Annotated in this window: 21 protein-coding genes; 8 read left to right on the top strand and 13 right to left on the bottom strand. The window is 39.8% G+C overall.

Translation table 11 applies throughout. The annotated features are described in order from the left end of the window. Positions 1-22: 22 nt before the first annotated feature. The 6 genes from CLW00_RS06810 to hpf all read left to right on the top strand — a co-directional run bounded on the left by CLW00_RS06810 (position 23) and on the right by hpf (position 4,401). Positions 23-517, top strand: coding sequence for a C40 family peptidase (locus tag CLW00_RS06810; protein WP_106132908.1), 495 nt, complete (start codon positions 23-25; stop codon positions 515-517). Positions 518-718: 201 nt separating this feature from the next. Beyond that, complete coding sequence (atpD, locus tag CLW00_RS06805) at positions 719-2,221, top strand: F0F1 ATP synthase subunit beta (protein ID WP_106132907.1); 1,503 nt, start codon at positions 719-721, stop codon at positions 2,219-2,221. Positions 2,222-2,261: 40 nt separating this feature from the next. Further along, positions 2,262-2,510, top strand: a complete 249-nt coding sequence (gene atpC / locus CLW00_RS06800) for an ATP synthase F1 subunit epsilon (protein WP_106132906.1) — start codon at positions 2,262-2,264, stop codon at positions 2,508-2,510. Positions 2,511-2,638: 128 nt separating this feature from the next. Beyond that, the gene (gene rpsU / locus CLW00_RS06795) at positions 2,639-2,833 is read left to right on the top strand and encodes a 30S ribosomal protein S21 (RefSeq protein WP_106132905.1); all 195 of its coding nucleotides are present in this window, start codon (positions 2,639-2,641) and stop codon (positions 2,831-2,833) included. 349 nt (positions 2,834-3,182) lie between these two features. After that, on the top strand, positions 3,183-4,067 hold the full coding sequence (locus CLW00_RS06790) for a tyrosine-type recombinase/integrase (protein ID WP_106132904.1): 885 nt from the start codon (positions 3,183-3,185) through the stop codon (positions 4,065-4,067). A gap of 28 nt (positions 4,068-4,095) precedes the next feature. Further along, positions 4,096-4,401, top strand: coding sequence for a ribosome hibernation-promoting factor, HPF/YfiA family (gene hpf, locus CLW00_RS06785; RefSeq protein WP_106132903.1), 306 nt, complete (start codon positions 4,096-4,098; stop codon positions 4,399-4,401). A gap of 183 nt (positions 4,402-4,584) precedes the next feature. On the opposite strand, the gene CLW00_RS06780 is transcribed toward hpf, so the two are convergent. From CLW00_RS06780 to CLW00_RS06760, 5 genes are all read right to left on the bottom strand, one after another. Beyond that, a complete protein-coding gene (locus CLW00_RS06780) occupies positions 4,585-5,763 on the bottom strand; it encodes a CynX/NimT family MFS transporter (protein WP_106132902.1) in 1,179 nt (392 codons plus the stop codon). Between the two features lie 34 nt (positions 5,764-5,797). After that, the gene (gene hemH, locus CLW00_RS06775; RefSeq protein ID WP_106132901.1) at positions 5,798-6,832 is read right to left on the bottom strand and encodes a ferrochelatase; all 1,035 of its coding nucleotides are present in this window, start codon (positions 6,830-6,832) and stop codon (positions 5,798-5,800) included. A gap of 162 nt (positions 6,833-6,994) precedes the next feature. Then, positions 6,995-7,492: a DUF4168 domain-containing protein gene (locus CLW00_RS06770; protein ID WP_106132900.1), complete on the bottom strand. Its 498-nt coding sequence runs from the start codon at positions 7,490-7,492 to the stop codon at positions 6,995-6,997. A 197-nt stretch (positions 7,493-7,689) separates the two neighbouring features. After that, positions 7,690-8,931, bottom strand: a complete 1,242-nt coding sequence (locus CLW00_RS06765) for a cation:proton antiporter (protein ID WP_106132899.1) — start codon at positions 8,929-8,931, stop codon at positions 7,690-7,692. 9 nt (positions 8,932-8,940) lie between these two features. Continuing rightward, on the bottom strand, positions 8,941-9,771 hold the full coding sequence (locus tag CLW00_RS06760) for a universal stress protein (protein ID WP_106132898.1): 831 nt from the start codon (positions 9,769-9,771) through the stop codon (positions 8,941-8,943). 240 nt (positions 9,772-10,011) lie between these two features. Here CLW00_RS06760 and CLW00_RS06755 point away from each other — a divergent pair, with 240 nt between their 5' ends. Both CLW00_RS06755 and CLW00_RS06750 read left to right on the top strand, forming a co-directional pair. Further along, positions 10,012-11,622, top strand: a complete 1,611-nt coding sequence (locus CLW00_RS06755; RefSeq protein WP_106132897.1) for a M14 family metallopeptidase — start codon at positions 10,012-10,014, stop codon at positions 11,620-11,622. Positions 11,623-11,635: 13 nt separating this feature from the next. After that, entirely contained in the window at positions 11,636-13,384 is a 1,749-nt protein-coding gene (locus tag CLW00_RS06750) for a M14 family metallopeptidase (protein WP_106132896.1), read from the top strand. 56 nt (positions 13,385-13,440) lie between these two features. On the opposite strand, the gene trxA is transcribed toward CLW00_RS06750, so the two are convergent. From trxA to CLW00_RS06710, 8 genes are all read right to left on the bottom strand, one after another. Continuing rightward, entirely contained in the window at positions 13,441-13,746 is a 306-nt protein-coding gene (trxA, locus tag CLW00_RS06745) for a thioredoxin (RefSeq protein ID WP_106132895.1), read from the bottom strand. 84 nt (positions 13,747-13,830) lie between these two features. Continuing rightward, a complete protein-coding gene (locus CLW00_RS21365; protein ID WP_170073180.1) occupies positions 13,831-14,004 on the bottom strand; it encodes a hypothetical protein in 174 nt (57 codons plus the stop codon). A gap of 817 nt (positions 14,005-14,821) precedes the next feature. Next, positions 14,822-15,361 (bottom strand): OmpH/Skp family outer membrane protein, encoded by a 540-nt coding sequence (locus CLW00_RS06735; RefSeq protein ID WP_106132893.1) that lies wholly within the window; start codon positions 15,359-15,361, stop codon positions 14,822-14,824. A gap of 21 nt (positions 15,362-15,382) precedes the next feature. Further along, a complete protein-coding gene (locus tag CLW00_RS06730; RefSeq protein ID WP_211300168.1) occupies positions 15,383-15,913 on the bottom strand; it encodes an OmpH/Skp family outer membrane protein in 531 nt (176 codons plus the stop codon). Positions 15,914-15,915: 2 nt separating this feature from the next. Further along, positions 15,916-18,612, bottom strand: a complete 2,697-nt coding sequence (locus CLW00_RS06725; protein ID WP_106132891.1) for a BamA/OMP85 family outer membrane protein — start codon at positions 18,610-18,612, stop codon at positions 15,916-15,918. Then, the gene (locus tag CLW00_RS06720) at positions 18,612-19,355 is read right to left on the bottom strand and encodes an undecaprenyl pyrophosphate synthase (RefSeq protein WP_106132890.1); all 744 of its coding nucleotides are present in this window, start codon (positions 19,353-19,355) and stop codon (positions 18,612-18,614) included. Before CLW00_RS06720 ends, CLW00_RS06725 begins: the two co-directional genes overlap by 1 nt. A gap of 84 nt (positions 19,356-19,439) precedes the next feature. Continuing rightward, complete coding sequence (gene porG, locus CLW00_RS06715; RefSeq protein ID WP_106132889.1) at positions 19,440-20,192, bottom strand: type IX secretion system protein PorG; 753 nt, start codon at positions 20,190-20,192, stop codon at positions 19,440-19,442. A gap of 148 nt (positions 20,193-20,340) precedes the next feature. After that, positions 20,341-21,219, bottom strand: coding sequence for an NAD kinase (locus tag CLW00_RS06710; RefSeq protein WP_106132888.1), 879 nt, complete (start codon positions 21,217-21,219; stop codon positions 20,341-20,343). Between the last annotated feature and the right edge of the window lie 6 nt (positions 21,220-21,225).

Here is a 21,225-nt window from a genome sequence, read left to right as displayed (position 1 = left end):
TATAACTATATTTCATTCAAATATGAATTATTCCAAAAAGGAAACTGCAATAAAATTTTTCAATTATTTAGTATTGTTTTTATCTATCCTGATTGTTTCGAGCTCCTGTGCTTCCAGTAAGAAAGCCAAAAATAGGGAGGCCGAAACAGTAATCTCCACTGCCAGGTCATATAGAGGGACACCATATAGGTATGGAGGAACTACACGTTCGGGGATTGATTGTTCTGCCCTGATTTTCCATGCCTATGCAAGTGTAGGGATCAACATGCCGCGTACATCTGAGGCGCAAAGCAAATTGGGCAAGAATGTGTCAGGTAGGAATTTGGAAAAAGGGGATTTGGTGTTTTTTGCAACAGGAAAGAGGAAAAGAAGAGTGAGTCATGCAGGTATTGTCACAGAAGTTCAGAGGGGAAGGGTTATTTTTATTCATTCATCCACTTCCTTGGGCGTTACAGAAGATAATCTTGCCAATCCCTATTGGAGTAAGGTCTTTCTTTTTGGGAAAAGGATACTTTAGATATTCATGATGCTAAAATTCTAAACTTTTGATTTTGATGTATTTCCATTTTAAATACTGTTCTGGGGGTATTTGAAAATATGAAATAAAAAAAGGATAAATACAGGGATTAATTTTCCAAACATCCTTTGGTATTCAGCATTAATAATTAATTTTGCACCAAATTCAAAAAGCATCAATCCTTTTTACAATAAAATACAAATGGCAAATATTGGTAAGATAACTCAGGTAATTGGTCCCGTAGTGGATATCTCTTTCGAAGGAGGTAAATTACCTAACATTCTGGATGCATTGACTGTCACCAGAGAAGATGGTCACCAAGTGATCTTGGAAGTTCAGCAGCATTTAGGTGAAGACAGAGTAAGAACCATCGCGATGGACGCTACAGAAGGACTTGTAAGAGGTCAGGAAGCTGTCGATAATGAAGCTCCAATCTCTGTTCCTACTGGAGAAGCCATCAAAGGAAGACTATTCAACGTGATCGGTCAGGCTATCGATGGTCTACCAGAAGTAGTGTCTTCCAAAAGATTGCCTATCCACAGATCAGCTCCAAAATTTGAAGATCTTTCGACTTCAACAGAAATATTATTTACAGGTATCAAAGTAATCGATTTGATCGAGCCTTATGCTAAAGGTGGTAAAATCGGTCTTTTTGGTGGTGCCGGTGTAGGTAAAACTGTATTGATCCAAGAATTGATCAATAACATTGCAAAAGCTTATTCTGGTCTTTCAGTATTTGCCGGTGTTGGTGAAAGAACCCGTGAAGGTAATGACCTTCTGAGGGAAATGATCGAGTCTGGAATTGTATCTTATGGTGATGATTTCCTTCATTCCTTAGAAACAGAAGGTGGATGGGATCTTTCCAAAGTAGATTTGAAAAAACTGGAAGAGTCTAAAGCAACCTTCGTCTTTGGTCAAATGAACGAGCCTCCTGGGGCACGTGCTCGAGTAGCTTTGACTGGTTTGACTCTTGCAGAATATTATAGGGATGGTGAAGGAGATGGTGCCGGTAAGGATATTCTTTTCTTTATTGACAATATCTTTAGATTTACTCAGGCAGGTTCTGAAGTGTCAGCACTTCTTGGACGTATGCCATCTGCGGTAGGTTACCAGCCAACCTTGGCTACCGAAATGGGTTCCATGCAAGAGAGAATTACCTCTACCAAAAACGGTTCAATTACATCTGTACAGGCAGTTTATGTGCCAGCTGATGATTTGACTGACCCCGCTCCGGCAACAACATTTGCCCACTTGGATGCAACTACAGTACTTTCCAGAAAAATTTCTGAACTAGGTATTTATCCAGCAGTGGATCCTTTGGATTCTACTTCAAGGATTTTATCTCCGGACATTCTTGGTGCAGAGCACTACGATTGTGCGCAAAATGTAAAAGAGATTCTTCAGAGATACAAAGAACTTCAGGATATCATTGCCATTCTTGGAATGGAAGAATTGTCCGAAGAAGATAAACTTGTGGTACATAGAGCTAGAAGGGTACAAAGATTCCTTTCTCAGCCATTCCACGTAGCTGAACAGTTCACAGGTCTAAAAGGAGTTCTTGTAGACATTAAAGATACCATCAAAGGTTTCAATATGATCATGGATGGTGAATTGGATCACTTGCCAGAGGCAGCATTCAACTTGGTAGGTTCTATCGAAGATGCTATCGCCAAAGGTGAGAAAATGCTTGCTGAAGTAAGATAATTTAAAAGCTGTATAAACAGTTTAAGCAAAATAATTAGTTATGATTCAATTGACGATTATCACACCTGACCAAAAAATATTTGAAGGTGAAGTCGAAGAGGCTACTTTTCCAGGTGCCAACGGCTCATTTCAAGTGTTGAAAAATCACGCAGCTTTAGTGTCAGCCTTGACAAAAGGCGCTGTTTCCTATACTACTAAGGAAGGGAAAAAAGTACATGTGATTGATGGTGGTGTAGTAGAAGTGAATGACAATAAAGTTGTCCTTCTGGCTGAAAAAGTCATAGGATAAATCTTAAATAAAGTGTTTGAAAGCCTCTTTCATCCGAAAGAGGCTTTTTATTTTGAAATAATAGGGTCAAAATTTAATAATCAATAATTTATCCCTACATTTGCAACCCTGAAAGGAGGTGTATACATATGATCATAGTCAACGTAAAAGAAAACGAATCTATCGAGAAAGCGCTTAAGCGTTTCAAAAAGAAGTTTGATAAGACTGGAGCTGTTCGTGAATTGAGAGCAAGACAGCACTTTGTAAAACCTTCTATCAAAAGAAGAGAACAAGTCATCAAAGCAGCTTATAAACAAAGACTACAGACAGAAGCTAATCAGTAATTGTTTGTTATCTTTTTGAGATAATTCAAACGGCGTACCTACCGAAAGTGGGTACGCTTTTTTTATTTTTTAGACTTAACATTTCTTAAGTCAGGTTGGTCTTTTAATTACTGAGTTTGGGGTAGCTTTAATAATCTTAAAGTGATACCATGAAAAAACCCATCATTTTCTTACTTGTCTTTACTGATACAGTAGAAGAAACCGCGGCCTCTATGGATGCCGTTTATAATCCGGAAGAGCCTCTACCCAAAAAGGATTGATTCTTATTTTGATGCTGAATGATATTCATCACTTTTCAATCGGAGATTCCTGAGTAATTTCCTATATTGAAAGTAACAAATCCAAAAGCATGCTGGAATCCTTTATCAATTATCTGGAATTCGAAAAACGGGCAAGTGTTCACACAGTCCTGGCCTATAAAAAGGATTTGGAGCAGTTCTCCGAGTTTGCTTTGACCGCTTTCGGGATTGAGGATATTACAAATGCAAACCATTCAGAATTGAGGGCATGGGTCATAGATTTGGTTGAAGCGGATCTTAACCCGACCAGTGTTAATAGAAAGATTGCCACATTGAGATCATATTACAAGTTTTTGATGAGGTTTGGTATTATCAGCAAGGACCCTACATATAAAATCAGAGCTCTCAAAACACCAAAGAGACTCCCTGAATTTATTCAGGAATCTGCCATTGATAAGATTCTCGACGAGATGGTATACGAACAAGATTTTGATGGTCAAAGAGACAGGATGGTCATGGAGTTTCTCTACCTTACTGGTGTAAGGCTTTCTGAATTGATAGCGCTGCAATGGAAAGATATCAACCTTCATGAGAGTAGTGTAAAAGTACTTGGGAAAAGAAAAAAGGAAAGAATTATTCCGCTCACAAATGCCCTAAAAAAGAATATTATTTCGTATGAAAAAGTATTTGAAGAAACTTTTTCAAATATATGCGAGAGTGATTACTTTATCGTTAATAAAAAAAAAGAGCAGGCATACCCTATGAAGATATACCGTATAGTAAAACATTATCTTGATCTTTTTGCCCAGACTTCCAAGAGAAGTCCACACTTGCTCAGGCATACTTTCGCCACCCATCTGCTCAATAAGGGTGCAGATCTCAATGCCGTTAAGGATTTACTTGGACACGCCAGTTTGGCGGCCACACAAGTATATACACACAATTCAATGGAAAAACTTAAGGCTGTGTTTGAACAAGCACATCCTAAAGCGTAATAAATGTTCAATTTTAAATTAGAAAATTATGAAACTTCAAATGCATTCCATCCATTTCGATGCCGATTACAAGCTTATCGACTTCATTCAAAAGAAAGCTGATAAATTGGATACATTTTACGATCGTATCGTCGACGGTGAAGTTTTTATGAGATTAGATAAAAATGAAAAAAATGCCAACAAAATAGTCGAAATCAAATTGAACGTACCTGGAAAGACCTTGTTTGCAAAGCAACAGAGTGACTCATTCGAAGCAGCTGCCGACGAAGCGGTGGAAGCACTGAGAAGACAAATCAAAAAGTTCAAAGAAAAAGTAGTACTAGCCAATCAATAATTACAAAAGGCCTCAGCAATGAGGCCTTACTTTTTACCCCCCATTTTACCAGTAATTGTTTTTTCAAATTCAAGGCCTGCATTTAATCAATATCAAGTTAATATCTAGTATCAATTAATATCGACTTGGCCTTCAATGCGGAATTCAGTTCAATAATTAAACAATTCCTTAAATCAATATAATTTATATCTGAACAGCTTTACCCGCTCTCACTCCAAAATAAATAAACATAGCTGAACAAATCAGCGTCAGGTATATCAGAAAATTCCAATTTTGAAATACATCGAATGCCACTCCAAACAGGAGAGGTCCCAAGGCTGCCAAGTAATAGCCCGTAGATTGCACCATTCCTGAAAGTGACGCCGTTGTTTTTTCAAGCCTAGTTCGCAAGCCTATTAAAGTATACGCAAGGGATACACTTGAGCCCAATCCCAGTCCCACAATAGCCAAACCTATGTAATTTACCCATGCTGCATGAATGAATAAGCTTGAAAAACCGAGTAGATACATTGTCCCTAATACTTTGATCAGTAATACCTGATCTTTGAATTTGACAGCTACAATAGGAGCCAAAAACGAACCGATCAAACCGATAATCTGCATCAAAGAAACGATGACTCCAGCCTCTACCGCAGAAAAACCCCTTGAAATGAGCATGTCAGGTAGCCAAGCAATCAAAGTGAAAAACAAGAGGGATTGAACTCCCATAAACATACTTACATTCCACGCCAGTCTTGATTTCCAGACGTTTACTTTTAACTCATTCTGTTCAGCATGATTGACAGCTGTTTGGAAGCGCATCTGTGGCAACCAAACCAAAATTCCTAGAACCAAGAGTATCGACCATGAAAGCAAGGATCCTCTCCAGCCAAGATCAAGGTCAATAGCCAAAGGTGCAGAAATACCTGAAGCAACAGCTGCCAAAAAGGTCATTCCAGTGGTGTATGAAGCTGTAACAATGCCGATTTTGGAAGGAATACGGTTTTTGATCAAGGGAATGAGTAATACATTACAAATAACGATTCCTATTCCTGTCAAGCCAGTTCCTAAAAACAACACCAGAGATCCCCCCAAAACGCGGATTATGGTGCCTGCCAGGATCAAAACCATGCCAAGCATGATTGCTTGTGAATTTCCCAATGCTTTTCCTATTCTGGCAGAAAACAGAGAAAAGGTGGCAAAAGTAATTAATGGGAAGGTTGTCAGAAAACCTGCCCAACCATTACTTAGCTGTAGGTCCTCTCTGATAAAAGGTATCAAAGGACCTACAGCTGTAATAGAGGGGCGTAAGTTGAAAGAAACAAAAAGAATTCCCAGAAAAAGAAACCAGCTGGTCTGGTACAAAGGTTTTTTGGAAGACATGATGAGTGTTGAAGAATCAAAGCCTAAAATTAACTTAGGTATTGGTCAAGACCAAGTCTTTGACACATTCCACCCAAGTATCACTGGAATTTAAGCTTGGTACCAAATCCCATTGCTCACCACCGAGTTCCTCGAATTCTTCTTTGTACTCACCACCTACTTCCACAGTAGTTTCAAGGCAGTCTGCAACAAAGGCGGGAGAAAAGACCAACACCTTTTTTATTCCCTGAGAGGCCAATTCTTTGATGATGTCTTCTGTGTAGGGTTTAATCCAAGGGTCTTTGCCTAATCTTGATTGAAAGCAAGTGATGACCTTTTCTTCTGGGAGTCCAAGCTTTTCAGTCAAGAGTCTTGTAGTGTGAAAACACTGCCCTCGGTAGCAGAATTGATTCTTTTTGGTATAATTTCCACAACATTTGTCGGACAATTGACAATAACCATCTACAGAACCTTTTCGGATCTGCCTTTCCGGAAGTCCATGATAAGAAAATAAATACCTATCGTATTCCTGTGCTTCAATCATCTCTTTGCCGATTTCTGCCCAAGCTTGTAGGAAAAGTGGGTGGTCCACAAAGTTGGAAATGAAGGTAATGTTTGGAATAATCTGCCATCCTCGGGCTATTTCCATAACTTTATCTACAACGGAACCATTTGTAGCAGAAGCATACTGTGGGAAAAGAGGTAATACAATTATTTTCTTGACATTGGCTTTGTTGAGGTTTTCCAATCCTTGTTCTATGCTTGGTGTTTGATAGCGCATAGCCATTTCTACCACATAGGTGCTTGGGTCAAGTTTTTCGGTAAGTTTATCCCTGAGATCCTCAGTATGAAAGAGTAGGGGGGAACCCCTTTCCGTCCAGACTTTCCTGTATTCTTTGGCTGATTTTGGAGATCTAAATGGAGCAATAATTAAGTTGACCAACATCCATCTAGGAATAAATGGAAAGTCAATCACCCTGCCATCCATTAAAAACTCCCTTAGGTATTTCCTGACGTCAGCCGTAGCGGTACTGTCAGGTGTTCCAAGATTGACAAGTAAGACCCCTACTTTCGCTTTATTTTTGCTCATGAGTATATTTTGAGTGATGTAAACTATTCTAGAACCCAAAAGTAAACCCTTTGGTTAAAAATATCTAATGGTTTGCACCTATCAGGGATAGGTATTGGCTATTATTAAGCATAAAAAAAGTCCCGAAAATTTCGGGACCTCAGTAATAGTGGAGTTGTTTTCTTAATCCTCAATGGCGTCAGCCATCATTTTATCGATTTTTGCTCTTACTTTTTCACTTTGTGTGTAAGCCATATATATTTGTTGAAATTTTTCAGGTCCTAAGTCACTTTCAGAAATATGTCCAACTACCTCATTTTGCATTTCGGATTGTATCTGCATGATTTCTTGCCCCGCTTTATTATATGAAGCCAATTCTTCTGGATCTTCAGATGCTTCTCTGATATCACCTGATTGTTGCGCCGTGCTGAGTTCTTCAAATCTCTGAACTGTCAAACCACTTCCTTCGATAGATTCCATCATTTTTTCCTGGTACTTCTCTTGAATTGGCATTACTTCAAGATTGACCGCCACAAACTTCTTAATGTCTTCATCTGGAAAATCTTCCTGTACTTCCATTTGCTGTGGCATCACTTCTTGTGCTGTGGCATTGAACCCAAAAAACAATGTTAAAACAAAAATTGGAGCAAATAATTTGGTTATTGAACTTACTGATTTCATATCTTTTAAATTTTGATTCAGTGGTAAAAATACAAAAATCTCTCCAAAACGGATAATAAGCTGTTTTTTTAACAGGTTTTCACAGAATTGGTAAATGGTTAAATTATATTTTTGATCTTGGGATACAAAGTTTCATTTGCAGGATTCTGATAATTGAGTTGCTTGTTTGTTTGATTGGAAGGATTGATGTGATTTATCTAAGTCTTTTTAATATCTGTTTTTAAAGCCCATTTCATCAATGGTCCGCTACTCATGCTTGTAATGATGGCCATTATGACAAGAGCGACGAATAATTTTTCATCAATTAACCCATTTTCGAGGGCAATGAGCCCCAAAATGATCTCCATGGCTCCTCTTGCATTCATGCCAAAACCTACAGCCAAGGACTCTTTGAAGCTGAATCCACCTCTCGATGCGCCATATCCACTCCCAATGATCTTTCCTGCAAATGATATTACCAGGACAGCTAGTGTCAACATTAGCTCAAAATTGGTAAAGAAATTAATCTTCAATCCAATAGATACAAAGAATAGCGGAGCGAAGATATTGTTGATAAACTGATGGACAATTTCTTTTGCTCTCTCCGACATATGTTCAGAGTCGCCCAAGGCCACGCCTAGAAGGAATGCTCCAAAAATCGCATGGATACCCAGCCATTCTGTAAATGCTGCAGCCAAGAAACAAAAGGCCATAGAAAGAGACAATACACCTCCAGGCCAAGCCAGCTTTTTATTTATCCAAGGCAAAACTTTGTTGATGATGATCTTTCCTAGAGTCAACATAAAGAAAGTGAAAGCAAGTGTTATCCCTATGGTCTGGAACAGAGACAGACTACTTCCTTTGCCCATAAATGATAAAATCACTGAAAATATCAACCAGCCTATGATGTCATTTACCATTGCGGACGCCACGATCAGCATTCCCATTTTAGTTTTGAACAAATCCAAATCCATCAAAATCCTAACTACTACAGGCAATGCTGTAATGGACATGGCGGTCCCCATAAATAGAGAAAACAGCATTTTGTCTCCGTCTGCCAATCCGAAAAAATCAGAGAAATAGTATGGAAATACAAATCCTAAAGCGAAAGGAACGATTAACCCTAAGAGGCTTATGTTCAAAGCTGATTTGCCTTGTGACCAAACCAAATGCAATTCCACTTCGAGGCCTGCTATAAATAGAAGCAAAACTACCGCTATCTGTACAAACCCGTCCAAAGCCAGGTTTGCACTAGGATTGCTCATAAACAAGTATTCATGCAAATCAGGAACTAATGTTCCCAGTATGGTAGGTCCCAGTAATATTCCAGCAAGTAACTCTCCAACTACTGCAGGTTGTTTGAACCGCTGGGCTATTTCAGCAAATACCCTAGCGAGCAGCAACATTGCCGCAAGCTGAAGAAACAGGTTTACTACATCCTGATGTGATAAGTTTTCCATAGTTCCTTTTTATTTTTTGACAATTAAAAGGTTGCATGGAAGATCACTGAGGATTTCTTCTAAATCATGTGGGAAAAGTCGGTGGAAAAACCCAAGGTTACCTTCATCACCTACGATCAACAAATCGGCCTTCACATCTGAAGCAAACCTGGCCAGTTCTATGGCCCATTTGCCACAAGTTATTTTGATGCTGATTTTAAGGTCTCCTTTGTCGAGATCTTTAAGTATATTTTCTACATAGATGATTTCTTCTGACACAAGCTTTCGTCTTGTGGATGCTATTTCATCTTCTCCACCCTCACTTGCAGTGGCCATTTGAAGCCCGTACATTTTTATTTCATTGGCAATGTAGACTTGTTTGGCTTTATCGGCTTTACACCATTTCAGGCCTTGATCGATGACAAATGGCGTTTGTTCTTGCTGTGTGCCATTGATGACAACCCGGTCAAAAGGTTCTGGTTTTAGCATAGGTTCAATCAACACTAAAACTGAGCATTTTGATTTTCGAATTATTTTTCGTGCAATTGATCCAATGTAGTATTTAAAAAAACCTTCTGTTTTAAGAGCTCCTGCAATCAAGAGGTCTACATCGTTTTGTTCACATACTTTGATGATTTTTTTAGCAGGATTACCCTCTTCCCATACTGTTTGGATATCCGTACCGGAAAGTCCTTGTGCTTCAAGCAAATCATGAAGTTTGTCTTCAAATTCAGTAGTTTTTTCACCTACATGAATTAATAAAAGCTCAGCGCCAAATATCGTTTTGATTCTTTTGGCTTCTGCAAGTAGTGCCTCCAATCTAGGAGAAAAGGCTATGGCGAGTGCTATTTTTGAAAACATATCACAGATTTAGATTTAGGCAAAATAAGGAATATTACGCTTTAATTATAGCCTCTTTACAATTGCTTTACAAATGGTTTTTTTTCTCCTCCATTTATCCAAAGTGATTACCATTCAAAATCGGCTGCATCTCTAACTACCAAGCGCTTTTAATTAACCAGCGATTTTTTGTATCATTAGCCTTTAGATTTAACTTATTTAAAGGTTTTAAATCAATCAGAACTAAATCAAATATACTTTATGAAGAAAATGTATTTATCACTGGTGGTGGGAGTAGGGATGCTTTTCTCTTTCCAATCGGTCGGTCTGGCTCAGAGTGATTATCCCACACTCAACCAGATGACCCAGAGACTTCAGGGTGTTGCCGGTAACGGCACAGCTACCTTAAAGTCCCTCACCAAAACTGAAGGCGGTAAGGATGTATGGGTATTGAAAATCGGTAAAGGTGACATGGATAACAAGCCGGGTATTGCCGTAGTAGGCGGTTCAGAAGGCTTTCATGTATTGAGTGTCGAGTTGGCATTACAATTTGCCGAAAAACTTGTCAATGAAAATGATGCAGCTTTGGACAGAAATACGTTCTATATCTTCCCAAATATGTCTCCGGATGCTTATGAGCAATACCACGCTTCTTTGAAATATGAAAGAAGAGGTAATGCTGCAAAAGTAGATCATGATAGAGATGGCAGATTGTCCGAAGATGGATATGTGGACCTGAATAATGATGGACTTATTACCATGATGAGGGTAGAGAGCCCAATGGGTGATTATATGCCAGCAGAAGACGATGAAAGGGTAATGGTAAAAGCCAACGCGTCTAAAGGGCAAAAAGGAAGCTATATGGTATATCCAGAAAGCCGTGATATGGACAAAGACGGTAAATTTGGAGAGGACCTTGAGGAAGGCATTGCTTTCAATAGAAACCAAACATACAAATTCCCGATTTTCACGCCATTGGCAGGTGATTTTGCAGTTTCTCAGGCAGAAAGCAGGGCGCTTTTAGATTATTTGTTTGAGCAATGGAATATTTTTGCTTTTGTGACATTCAGTCCGGCAAACAACCTATCCGCTCCATTGAAGTATAATGCCGGAGATGCTAAAAAAAGGATTATCACTTCTATGTTGGAAAAAGATGTAGCCATCAATAGCATGGTGTCAGAGATGTACAACAGTACGGTTTCGCAAAAAGCATTTAACCAAAATAATCAAGGTACAGACGGGGACTTCTTTCAATGGGCGTATTTCCATTTTGGAAGACTGAGCTTTAGCACACCAGGATGGTGGGTACCTGAAGTCAAAGGTGAAGATGGTAAATCATCCTCCAGTCCTGAAGTTAATTTTCTCGCTTGGGCATCTGAAAATAGCGTAGATGCTTTTGTTCCATGGACACAAGTAAATCATCCTGACTTGCCAAACCAAACTGTGGAAGTTGGGGGGATCAAGCCTTTTGTGATGTACAATCCACCTTTTTCTGAGGTTGCCGCTATCGCGCAAGAACATACTGATTTTATTCTAAAATTGGCTGAAGTAAGTCCAAAGTTAGAGTTTCACAACCTCCAGACTGAGAAATTAGGAAATGGCCTTACTAGAATCACAGCCGACCTTTTTAACAATTCTCAGCTTCCTACGCATTCAGAAATGGGTGAAAAATCAAGGTGGTTGAGAAAAGTCCGAGTGGATATCAACAGAGAGACCAAAGACATCATGTCAGGTGACAAGATAAAATTGATTGACAAGTTGGGTGCATATGAAAAAACTACTTTGAGCTGGATCGTCAAAGGTTCAGGAAATGTAGAAATCAAGGCAGGTGCAGCACATACCGGTATCGCAACTTTGAATGTGAAACTTTAAAACCGACAAAATCATGAAATTTAAAAACTGGATATATACAGCATTTATTGGTGCGGCAGTGAGCTTCACCTCTATACAAACTTCTGAAGCGCAAGTATCACAAGATAGGTACTTCAGAGCGTTGGGAACGCCCCACGATCCTAAAGTACAGGTGTCTTGGAACAGGTATCATACCAACCTAGCGCTGGAAGAGATCATGAGGGACATGGCCAAAAAACATCCCAACCTAGTGAAGTTGGAGAGTATCGGCAAGTCTTATCAAGGAAATGACATTTGGGTGCTTACCGTTACCGATTTCAATCATGGTAAGGCTGATGAAAAACCAGCCATGTGGATTGATGGAAACATTCACTCCAATGAAATTCAGGGTACGGAGTTCACGCTTTATACAGCATGGTACCTTGCAGAAATGTATGGCGACCTAGAGTTCATTACAGAATTGCTTAAGGATAAAACATTCTACATCGCACCTACCATCAACCCTGATGCGCATGACTATTTTATCAAGGAGGCAAACACGCAAAACTCTCCAAGATCTGGAATGATCGTATTGGATAATGATGGAGATGGCTTAGCGGGCGAAGATCCATTTGATGATCTCAATGGTGATGGGCATATCACATTTATGATCAGGAAATCACCTACTGGAAGATTCGTCAAGGACCAGATGGATCCGAGAAAATTGATCATGGTGGCTGCTGATGAGCAGGGAGAATATGAAATGCTGGGTTATGAAGGCATTGACAGAGATGGAGATGGTCAAGTCAACGAAGATGGTATAGGCTACTATGACCCAAATAGGGATTGGGGCTGGAACTGGCAGCCGGATTACGTTCAGAGAGGTGCTTGGAAGTATCCTTTTGCAGTACCTGAAAACAGGGCCGTAATGGAGTTTGTCATGAAACATCCAAATATTGCAGGCGCACAAAGTTACCACAACTATGGTGGTATGATATTGAGAGGGCCGGGTGCAGAAGAGGACCTAGGCACTTACAATGCCACTGATATCCGTATTTATGATGCCATTGCCAAAAAAGGTGAGGAATTTATGCCGGGCTACAAATACTTGGTGGTTTACAAAGATCTATATTCTGTATTTGGAGGTCAGCTAGACTGGTTTTATGGAGGTAGAGGTATTTTTACCTACTCCAATGAGTTGATGACTTCTTACTTGTATTTCCATGAAAATGCAGGCAGAAACAACCAAGACGAGCAAATGAAAGTAGACAGGTACCTGACTTTTGGAGATGCTTTTGTCAACTGGGAGGAATATGACCACCCGCAGTATGGAAGAATCGAAATTGGTGGTTTTAAAAAGAATTTTGGAAGGTTGCATCCAGGCTTCTTGATGGAGCAAGATGCACATAGAAACTCTGCCTTTACTATTCTTCATGGTTACCATACCCCTAAACTTTCTGTATCTGATGTGAAAGAAACTGATTTGGGTGGTGGATTGAAAGAAGTAGTTGCCACTATTTACAACGAAAGGTTGATTCCAACACATTCCAGTCAGGATCTTAAATACAAAATCGCAAGACCGGATTATGTAAGTATATCAGGTGCGAAAGTAGTCGCTGGTTTTGTAGTGGAAGATGCAGACTTCAAAAAATACAAGGAACAAAAGGTAGGGCCTGAAAAAATCCATGTGGACAATATCCCTGGAATGGGAGTTGTCAAAGTAAGATGGATTGTCTCCGGTGGTGGTAATTATACCATCAATGTAGACTCTGAAAAAGGCGGAAAAGCTACCTGGAAAAAGTAAAAATGGAATAAATACAATCAATTAAGCCGTTGGCATTGCCAACGGCTTTTTTTATGTCAAATAAATCCTTTGAGGGATTGAATCAAATCTCTTTTGGTCATATAGCCACCCTTTCTCCAAAGAATCTTGCCATTTTTGAAAAGTATATAGTGGGGAATTGACCTTACGCCAAACTGAAGACTGGCTTGGGGATTTTTATCCACATTCAGTTTATACAACCTCACCTTTCCTTCCAATTGATCAACCACTTCTTCCAAGATCGGAGTCATGGTCTGGCAGGGTGCACACCAATCAGCATAAAAATCAACCAATATGGCTGTGCCTGGGGCTTTGATGACATCTTTGAATTTCTTTTTGGCCATGGGTTTAAATGAAAGTTTAAACTTACCTTAAAAGAGCCAAGATGCAAGAGACAAGAATTGAAAATCGTGTGTAAGAGACAAGAATTAATATGGGGTGATGTTGACCTTTGGGGTTTCCAAAACCCCGAAGGTCTGGATGGAGAAAAGAGAGTATGCGAGAGCGAGTAGAAAGGATGAAAGCTTGTCCCCAAGTATTTCGGGGGAGAAGAAGCGAGATACAAGAAATACAGAGTAGAGGTCTACTAACAAATGAGCCATGTAAATCACCCTTCTTAAATCATATTTTTTCTATACTTGTTTTTGAAGAAAAGCAATTTTAGCCAAGCCCCATAGGGGCGACTGATATAATAGCCTAGGGTTTTAACCCTAGGATTTTGAAATATTAATGTTTTTATGTTTTTGGCCGAAGAATGGTCAAAAGAGAAGAATGCATTCCGCCAAAAACAGAGATGTGAAGTAAGGATGAAGAACGTGAGTGCAGAGCCAAGAGTTAAAGGGGTGATAAGGAGATGCGAGATACGAGAGACGAGAAGAAAAAAGTCCCGTCAAATCTCATTTTCAGGTTTAAAATTAAGTGGGCTTCACCTTGTCATTTCGAGTATTTAAAATTTGGCATTTACAGAAAGGGAATGACAATTTTTTTCTCGCGGCGGCCGCTGCGATTTCGCTGCGATCGCTGCGTGAAATGTTTGATACGTCATTGGTACGCAGGAGAGATCTTAATAAGTGAGCTGAAGCCCCTGACCTCAAGCACCAAAGAGCTATTTTTAGCCATTCGTGAAGACACGAACGGCGGCATCTCCTAAATGTAATCACCAAACTCAAACCCAAAACAATTTCCACTATCTTTAGATAGTGGTGGTTTTTAGAACCTTGGAGGTCTAGGATATAGAAGATACTGGTCTGAAAGACTGCGTTTTCCGAAGGTTGTACCTTCGGATCTTTGAGTGTAGGGCTTTTAGCTCATTTTGAGTCTTTGAAAAATTTTCATAAAGGCCAGCTCGGACCTCAAAAGCACAAAAAAACCTGCCTCAATAAAGAAGCAGGTTTATAGTCTTTTTTAGAATTTCGGTTTCTAGTTCTGTCTTGCAGGAACTTCAATGCCCAATTTGGCTAATACCAACTCGGTAAATTTGTCATCATCTCTTGTGTAAAGCAAGATTGGAGAATTACCAGCTGCTTCTGAAAATACGTGAGTATAATCGTTTTCAGCGGCTACTGCATTGATGGCATTGAATACTTTTTCCTGTACTGGCTCCAACAATTCACCAAGTTTTCTCTGGTAAGAGACTTGGGCGTCTTGCTCATACTTTTGAACTTCTTGTTGTAATTTTTGAAGCTCATTTACCTTTTGGTTTCTGGCTTCTTCAGTCATAGTCTGAGCGGATTGCTCATAAGCCTGTACTTTTCTCTGGAAATCCTGAGCTTTTGTTTGGATGTTGGTTTGAAGCTGAGATTGGTAATCTTGGATATCAGCACCTATCTGCTCCATTTCTGGCATTAGGTCCATGATCAATTCTACATTGGTATACCCAATTTTCAAATCTTGTGCCTGAGCTACAAATCCTATGCAAAACAAAGCAATTGCGGAGAGGACAACTTTTACTTTCATCATTTTTGGTTCTATTTTTAATATTTAGTTTTCAATACCTAATTCTTGGAGGACAAACTCCGAATAATCATGTCTGGGATCAGTATAGATCATTGTAGGTCCTGCTGCTTTATCAAACAGCACTGCCAGTCTGAATCTTTTGCAGACCTTATCAATGGCATCAAAGATGATGGATTGAAGTGGTTGCATTAACTCCATTTGTTTTTGGTAATATTGACCATTCAGTCCAAATACCCTATTGTTAAATGCCACGGCCTCTTTTTCCTTTTCTTTGATGGCTTCCAATCTTTCTTGGTACATCTCTTCTGTCAAAAGAACTTCTTCAGCTTTGAGGCTGGATCTCATTTCTTTTATTGCTTGATCCAAATTTTGTGCCTCTTTTTTCCATTCGTCTTTTAAGGCCTCTAGTTCATCCTGTACGAGTTTATAGTCAGGATGTTTATTTAGAAGAAATTCTGAGTCCACATAGCCGAATGTCTGTGCCACTGCATGATGCGATGTCATCAGGCTTCCGAGCAGGACGGACAAAATTAACAATTTAAATGATTTATGCATCATTATCTGAATTGCTGACCAATTGTAAAGTGAAATTGTGCGCCAGATGGACCTTGTTGACGATTGTCAAATTCCGAAATCGAATCAAACCCATAACCCCAATCAAGACCTAGCAAACCAAAGGCGGGCATAAAGATTCTCGCGCCGACACCTGCTGACTTTTTCAAATTATAAGGGTTATAATCTGCATAACTTCCCCAGTTATTACCCGCTTCAGCAAATCCTAATAGGAAAATAGTTGCGGAAGGATTAGGCGAAACAAGGAATCTTAATTCCATTACGTGTTTGTTATAAACAACACCTCCAAAAGGTTGTCCTTGTCCCCTTAAAGGACCTCCACCTGGTGTGATTACCTGGTTTTCATAACCTCTTAGTCCTATGATTTCCTGTCCAAGGGCAAAGTTGTTGAAGTTCATACCATCACCCCCTAAAACAAATCTTTCCAATGGAATCATACCGATTCTGTCACCATAGCTGCCCAAGAAACCCATATGTGTTCTTGCACTGATTACCCATTTGGAAGATCCGAATACTGGTGTGTAGAAGGTAGCGTCAAACATCCACTTGTGATATTCTAACCATTTAAACCTCTCTTCATCTGGAGATTCTCTATCCACATTTTGATTCAATGTAGCATAAGGTGGTGTAAATGAAGTTGCCAGCGAGATATTGGATCCTAATCTAGGATAAATAGGGTTGTCAATGTTATTCCTTGCAATGGTATTGTTGAACGTGAAGCTGTTTGCTCTTCCTGTAGGAAAACTTAGACCAAAGGTAGTTCCAAATCTATCAAAGTCATAAACCTGATACTGCAAGGAATGACTGACCATGAAGTAGTCATCAGGCCATGTTACCCTCTTGGAAAGGCCTAAGGTAGCTCCTGTGATCCTAAAAGCTCCTAAATCCTGTCCTGGATTTCTAAAGTCAATAGATCTTTGGACAGAGTGATTAAAGCTAAAGCTCAGGGCATTTGGCTTCTTACCTCCAAACCATGGTTCAGTCAGGGATATGCTGTAATTCTGGAAGGTTCTACCGTTGGCCTGAACCCTTAATGATAGCTTCTGTCCATCTCCAACAGGAAGTGGTCTCCATTTGGAGAAGTCCCCTATGTTTTTGAGGGAGAAGTTGTTGAATACAAGTCCTACAGTCCCGACAAATCCGAAGAATCCACCCCAACCACCAGAAAGTTCTATCTGGTCATTTGGTCTTTCTTCCAAGATGAAAGTGATATCCACTGTAGCATCTTCAAAGTTTGGCCTCATGTCAGGCTCGATTTTTTCCGGATCAAAATAACCCAGTTGAGAAAGTTCACGGATAGTCCTTACCAAAAGGCTTCTGTTAAATTTCTGGCCTGGCAAAATCCTGATCTCACGCATTACTACGTGGTCAGAAGTTCTTTCATTTCCTTGTATGCTGACTGAGTTTACAGTTACCTGAGGGCCTTCAAAGATCCGCATTTCCAAATCGATGGAATCTCCTTGTACCATTACTTCTACAGGGTCGATGTTGAAGAAAAGATAGCCATCATCTTGATAAAGTGAACTGACATCATCACCTTTCTGTGGATCGTAATTCAGCCTTTTTTGTAATTTTTCTTTATCATAAACATCTCCTTTTTCGATGTTTAATCTATTCTGCAAAATTTGATCCTCATGGAGGTAATTGCCTACAAAAGTGATATTTCGGTAATAATATTTTTTTCCTTCTTCCAAGCTGACAACCACATTAATGGTATTGTCTGAATGTCTAAATGTGGAATCAGCTAAAATTTCAGCATCCCTGTAACCTCTGGAGTTGTAGAAGCTGACGAGATTATCTTTGTCTTCTCTAAAATCTTTGGCTACGTACTTCGAAGCATTGAAGAAATTAAGCTTAAAATTCTTATTCATATACCTTTTGATCTCCTCGTCAGTCACAGGATTTCTGTATACGATTGCTTCTTTTGCTGACTGTGGAGTTGTGTTGGTGATACGAGAGGCCATTTCTCTGAAAAAATGTAGCCTAGGATGCTCCTTGGTGTTTTTCAGTTTTCCTTTGACCTTTTTGTCAGAAATTTCTTCGTTGCCAAAAACAAGCACTTCATTGATTTTCACCTTAGACTTGCGATCCACGTCAAATTTGATTTTGACACTGTTTGGGAGCGTTGTGTCTCTTTCTTGAATCACTTTTACTTCAGTGTTCAAAAAGCCTTTATCCACGAAATACTGTCTGATATTCCTTTGAGAAGTGGCCAATACATCGTCTCTGACAACCCTTCCACGGATCTTGATTTTATCTTTTAGTTCACCTTCCTGTGTTTTGTTGACTCCAGTGAATTCTACTCGACTAAAGCGAGGTCTTTCTGTAAGTTCGAGCAATAGATAGATGTCATCACCTTCTATCTTGGTGACTAAGATTTTGACATCACCGATGATACCTTGACCCCAAAGTCTTTTAAGCGCACCGGAAATGGCGTCACCCGGTACAGATATTTGGTCGTCTACCCTAAGTCCTGACAAGGATACCACAGCAACTTCATCGAGGGTGGCTAATCCAACCGCTTTGATCTCTGCAATCCTGAATTTCTGAGGTTTGGAATAGTTGAGTTCCAAAATATCAACGGGTTTGGAACTGGAAAATCTACTTTGACCCAAACGAATTTGAGCTTCAGCGATGCCAGATATCATCAACAGAAAAAGGATAATCGTACTTCTTTTCATCAACCTTTTGATTTAATTTGAGCACCTGTTTTGCCAAATCGTCTCTCTCTTTTTTGGTAATCCAAAATAGCTTCCACCAGGTGTTCTTTTCTAAAATCCGGCCACAGCACATCTGTAAAATACAGTTCTGAGTAGGCCAGTTGCCAGAGTAGAAAATTGCTAATTCTCAACTCTCCACTAGTCCTGATCAGGAGTTCCGGGTCAGGAATATTTTTTGTATTCAAATGCGCAGCGATCTGCGCTTGTGTAATATCTTCAATGCCCATCTGGCCATCGACTACTTTTTTGACAATATCTTTTACAGCTTGCTGGATCTCCCATCGGCCTGAATAACTCAAAGCAAGGTAGACTGTCAGACCGGTATTGTTTTTTGTTGTTTCGTATGCTTCTTGGAGTTTTTCCTGAGCACCTTTTGGGAGACTGGAAATATCACCTATGGAGGAAAGGGTAATGTTATTTTCCATCATGGAAGGTACTTCCTTTATGATAGAATTGACCAGGATTTCCATCAAAGCATTAATTTCTTCTTTTGGTCTTGCCCAATTCTCAGTGGAAAATGCGTAAAGTGTAAGGTGTTTTACTCCCAATTCTGTTGCCATTTCAATGGATTCGCGGACTGCGGTAAGTGCATTTCTATGCCCAAAGATTCTCATCGCTCCCTTTTTCTGGGCCCAACGCCCATTTCCATCCATGATAATCGCTATATGTTGAGGGATATTGTTACTGTCTAATAATTCCTTCATTCCTTCATTTAAGGATTTATTTCCTATTTTGGAGGTACAAAAATGCTATTTCTTTTTCAATAATCTAGCCTATTGCTCAATTAATTAATAAGCGTAACATTTGACCGAACTGAAGGAATAACTGATTGTAACGCCTAAAAAATAATACCAATCGTTGTCACTGTAATTTCCCGTGTTATTTCCAAAGGGACGGCTTGGATTTGCCGGGTCCTGGAATCTTGGTATACTTGGCTGGGTGCCGTCTATTTTGTCCAAAAGATCCGTAAACGTCGCCCTGAATCCCAATTCTGCAGCAAGTGTCCACCTGTCGGTTAATCGGTACTTTACCCCTGCACCAAAAGGTATGATAGGTGTAGTCAAGGAATAGCTTCCTGCCTCGGGATCCCCGAAATAGGCCTGTCCTTCGGCACTGAAATAGCTCACTCCGACACCAAAGAAGCCATAAGGTGAAAACCTGAATTGTGCTTGGGGATGGGTAAAGTCTAAGAAATGGTACTCCATCACTGCGGAGGCTTCCAAGACATTGCCCCTAAAGCCGGCATCTCTGTAGATGGCAGCGGGATCTAATCGGGTCACACTGTCTGCTGCTGTGAGCCTTCCAAAAGAAAGGCCGGCCCGTAGAGACCATACATTGTCAAAATTTCGTCTGCCAAATAACGTTCCTTGAAGCCCCAATTTCCCCTGATCTAACCTTCGGACGATTTCACCGGAATAGGCAGCGACGCCTAGGCCTCCACCGAAATCGTACTGTTGCGCTTTTGCTTCGTTAACTGCGATTGATCCCGAAAGAATCAAGAGAGCAGTAATTAGACCAAACAGGAAATTGACTTTTTTCAAGACGTTGCAATTTATGAAGTACTAAACGATATCAAAACCGTCTTTAGTATTCGTAGGGTTAATTTTTGTTAAGTTTAACAAGCTTTGATGCTTTCTCAAATAGAATACATAAAAGCGCTTCAAACATAGTTAATTATCACAGAAAATTCTATCTATTCCTCATATCAAAACCCCAATTTAATTTCTGTCTCAGGGTATCAAAATAGTTGTATTTGGAAAATTTCACAAGTTTGGCTGCAAAAGCAGCTTTTCTCACCTTGAGTTCCACGCTTGCATCTATTGCGGTGGACCTGGAATCCAAAGAAATCAAAAACTTTTCGGAGCGTCCTTCTATTCTGAAACTGATTTCACTTTCATCAGAGACGACTATTGGACGGACGTTCAGGTTGTGCGGGCTGACAGGCGTGATGACAAAGTTTCTGGCCCCAGGTGTTATCAGCGGACCACCGCAACTCAATGAGTATCCGGTCGAACCTGTTGGAGTCGCTACAATAAGACCATCAGCCCAATAACTATTGAGGTACTGACCATCAATATAGGTATGCACAGTAATCATCGAAGAGGTGTCCCGCTTGTGGATTGTAAACTCGTTTAATGCAAAATCAGCTCCGTTGAAGACAGGTCTGGAAGCTTCCATTTCCAATAATGCCCTTGATTCGATTGTGAACTCTTTTTTCAGAAGGTCATCTATAGCATCCTTTATATTTTCTTTGGCTACTGTAGCCAAAAAGCCCAGCCTACCTGTATTTATGCCCAAGACAGGGACTTCGGATTTGCCAATCAAAGTAATAGTGTCCAGAAGGGTTCCATCGCCGCCAACAGAAAACAAAAAATCCATTTCCTGGATTTGTTTTTTTTCGATTTCAGTGATTTCTCCATGTATATTCAATACCAGTTTTTGAAGAGATTTACCAAATTTCTCTGTATAAAAAATCCGGATACCCCGGCTGGTCATTGTTTCTATCAATAATTCTATAAATGGAATAAACTCCTTTTGGAGATTGATTCCATGTAGACAGATTTTCATGTGCTG

It is taken from the genome of Mongoliibacter ruber, from assembly GCF_003003005.1.
Lineage (GTDB): Bacteria > Bacteroidota > Bacteroidia > Cytophagales > Cyclobacteriaceae > Mongoliibacter > Mongoliibacter ruber.
This window is presented reverse-complemented; position numbering and strand designations above follow the sequence as displayed.

Coding starts and splice junctions, on each gene's coding strand:
- CLW00_RS06810 (WP_106132908.1), top strand. CDS start 23: ATGAATTATTCCAAAAAGGAAACTGCAATAAAATTTTTCAATTATTTA.
- atpD (WP_106132907.1), top strand. CDS start 719: ATGGCAAATATTGGTAAGATAACTCAGGTAATTGGTCCCGTAGTGGAT.
- hemH (WP_106132901.1), bottom strand. CDS start 6,832: ATGAGCAAAAATAAAGCGAAAGTAGGGGTCTTACTTGTCAATCTTGGA.
- CLW00_RS06755 (WP_106132897.1), top strand. CDS start 10,012: ATGAAGAAAATGTATTTATCACTGGTGGTGGGAGTAGGGATGCTTTTC.
- CLW00_RS06750 (WP_106132896.1), top strand. CDS start 11,636: ATGAAATTTAAAAACTGGATATATACAGCATTTATTGGTGCGGCAGTG.
- trxA (WP_106132895.1), bottom strand. CDS start 13,746: ATGGCCAAAAAGAAATTCAAAGATGTCATCAAAGCCCCAGGCACAGCC.
- atpC (WP_106132906.1), top strand. CDS start 2,262: ATGATTCAATTGACGATTATCACACCTGACCAAAAAATATTTGAAGGT.
- CLW00_RS06780 (WP_106132902.1), bottom strand. CDS start 5,763: ATGTCTTCCAAAAAACCTTTGTACCAGACCAGCTGGTTTCTTTTTCTG.
- CLW00_RS21365 (WP_170073180.1), bottom strand. CDS start 14,004: ATGGCTCATTTGTTAGTAGACCTCTACTCTGTATTTCTTGTATCTCGC.
- CLW00_RS06790 (WP_106132904.1), top strand. CDS start 3,183: ATGCTGGAATCCTTTATCAATTATCTGGAATTCGAAAAACGGGCAAGT.
- CLW00_RS06765 (WP_106132899.1), bottom strand. CDS start 8,931: ATGGAAAACTTATCACATCAGGATGTAGTAAACCTGTTTCTTCAGCTT.
- CLW00_RS06730 (WP_211300168.1), bottom strand. CDS start 15,913: ATGCATAAATCATTTAAATTGTTAATTTTGTCCGTCCTGCTCGGAAGC.
- hpf (WP_106132903.1), top strand. CDS start 4,096: ATGAAACTTCAAATGCATTCCATCCATTTCGATGCCGATTACAAGCTT.
- CLW00_RS06720 (WP_106132890.1), bottom strand. CDS start 19,355: ATGAAGGAATTATTAGACAGTAACAATATCCCTCAACATATAGCGATT.
- CLW00_RS06725 (WP_106132891.1), bottom strand. CDS start 18,612: ATGAAAAGAAGTACGATTATCCTTTTTCTGTTGATGATATCTGGCATC.
- CLW00_RS06760 (WP_106132898.1), bottom strand. CDS start 9,771: ATGTTTTCAAAAATAGCACTCGCCATAGCCTTTTCTCCTAGATTGGAG.
- CLW00_RS06770 (WP_106132900.1), bottom strand. CDS start 7,492: ATGAAATCAGTAAGTTCAATAACCAAATTATTTGCTCCAATTTTTGTT.
- CLW00_RS06710 (WP_106132888.1), bottom strand. CDS start 21,219: ATGAAAATCTGTCTACATGGAATCAATCTCCAAAAGGAGTTTATTCCA.
- rpsU (WP_106132905.1), top strand. CDS start 2,639: ATGATCATAGTCAACGTAAAAGAAAACGAATCTATCGAGAAAGCGCTT.
- CLW00_RS06735 (WP_106132893.1), bottom strand. CDS start 15,361: ATGATGAAAGTAAAAGTTGTCCTCTCCGCAATTGCTTTGTTTTGCATA.